3 protein-coding genes are annotated in these 1638 nt (G+C 51.1%); 1 reads left to right on the top strand and 2 read right to left on the bottom strand.

Annotated features, from left to right (window positions below; translation table 11 throughout):
• Positions 1-69 precede the first annotated feature (69 nt).
• The gene (locus tag WBM93_RS07035; RefSeq protein WP_424430065.1) at positions 70-363 is read right to left on the bottom strand and encodes an addiction module antidote protein; all 294 of its coding nucleotides are present in this window, start codon (positions 361-363) and stop codon (positions 70-72) included.
• A gap of 1 nt (position 364) precedes the next feature.
• Positions 365-664: a type II toxin-antitoxin system RelE/ParE family toxin gene (locus tag WBM93_RS07030; protein ID WP_424430063.1), complete on the bottom strand. Its 300-nt coding sequence runs from the start codon at positions 662-664 to the stop codon at positions 365-367.
• A 372-nt stretch (positions 665-1036) separates the two neighbouring features.
• On the opposite strand from WBM93_RS07030, the gene WBM93_RS07025 reads away from it, so the two are divergent.
• The coding region (locus tag WBM93_RS07025; protein WP_424430060.1) for an IS110 family transposase at positions 1037-1638 on the top strand (602 nt) is incomplete at its 3' end.

The following is a 1638-nucleotide window of genomic DNA, read 5'->3' as shown; positions in this document are numbered from 1 at the left end:
CGGCTGAACCGCGCTTGAAAATGCACGGGTGGTTAGCCGTCGGTTGCCTCGTTTTGTTAGACGGCGTTATCACGCTGCCGGGCGGACGGTAATTTCCAAACCGAGTGCTTTTGCCACTCTCACGATTGTATCGAGTTTGGGATTGCCGTCCTCCGATAAGGCTTTGTACAGACTTTCCCGACCTAATCCCGTCTCTCGAGAAATCTCGGTCATCCCTTTCGCTCGCGCAATATCGCCAAGCGCCTTTGCTACGAAGGATGCATCACCATCAGATTCGGCAATGCATGCCTCTAGATAGGCAGCCATTTCCTCCGGTGTTCGAAGGTGGTCAGCAACGTCGTAATCTTTGACTTTCGTCGCCATATCAAATCTCCAATTCATCAACCATTTCATAGGCCAGGCGAATGTCTGCACGTTGGGTCGATTTATCGCCGCCGCAAAGCAAGATAATTAAAATATCTTGACGGCGAGTGTAATAGACCCGATATCCGGGACCGACATCAATCTTTAGCTCAGAAACTCCGAGCTTCAAATTCCGGCATTGGCCGGGGTTGCCCGCAGCAAGGCGTTCGATCCTCGCCTGGATACGAGCACGACCCTTTCGATCTCTCAGGCCATTTAGCCAAACACTGAATTTTCGAGTGACTTTGATCTGAGCCGCCATCACTCATTGTATCCAATAGGATACAAAAAGCAAGCACAAGTAGGTCAGTTTGCGAAAAGACTTAGAAGCCGTCTAACGATTGAGTTCAGCCGCGGCTCGAGGCGGCATGAAGTGATGACCACTCGTCACCGTCGGTTGCAACGATTTATAGTAGGTCCGCAGCATAAAAGAGTTCCTGTTTGTGGGAACATGCACCTGCGGGTTACGACTATGCATCGATGTGTATTCCGATACCCATAACAATAGCGTCGAACCCGCAGGTGACTATCTGATTCGTGACGAACACTCAGGGCTTGCCGTGACATCGACTGCCTATAATTCCTTCGACGAAACAGACTGTTCTTCATTACTTTAGCAGTACGAGGTGTAATTATGAAGTCTTTTTCCATTGACCACTATGCCGCCTTTATTGGTCTTGACTGGGCCGATCGTAAACACGATATTTGCCTGCAGGAAGCGGGGAGTTCGCGCCTGGAATTCAGTGTCATTGAACATTCCCCTCAGGCGATTGATACCTGGGCACTGGGTTTGCTTGAGCGCTTTGGTGATCGGCCAATTGCCTTGAGCTGTGAGCTTAAAAAAGGCCCCTTGATTAATGCACTGATCAAGTACGCACACATTACTATTTTCCCACTCAATCCATCATCGGTCGCCAAGTACCGACAGGCGTTTGCTTCCAGCGGCGCCAAAGACGACCCCAGTGACGCGCAGCTGCAGTGTGATCTTCTGCAACGCCACTTCAGTCGCTTCACTCCACTGCTCCCGGACAGCCCCGAGATGCGAACTTTGCAACAACTGGTCGAGTACCGTCGAAGTTGCGTCGGTGATCGTGTGCGCATTACCAATCGCATCACCAGTGCGTTAAAAAACTACTACCCACAGCCCCTGGACTGGTTTGGCCGCAAAGATACACCTTTATTTTGTGACTTTCTGGAGCGTTGGCCGACGCTGCGCACCCTGAACAGGGTCCGCAC

The sequence above is a fragment of the Parasphingorhabdus sp. genome (assembly GCF_049667325.1).
Classification (GTDB): Bacteria; Pseudomonadota; Alphaproteobacteria; order Sphingomonadales; family Sphingomonadaceae; genus Parasphingorhabdus.
This window is presented reverse-complemented; position numbering and strand designations above follow the sequence as displayed.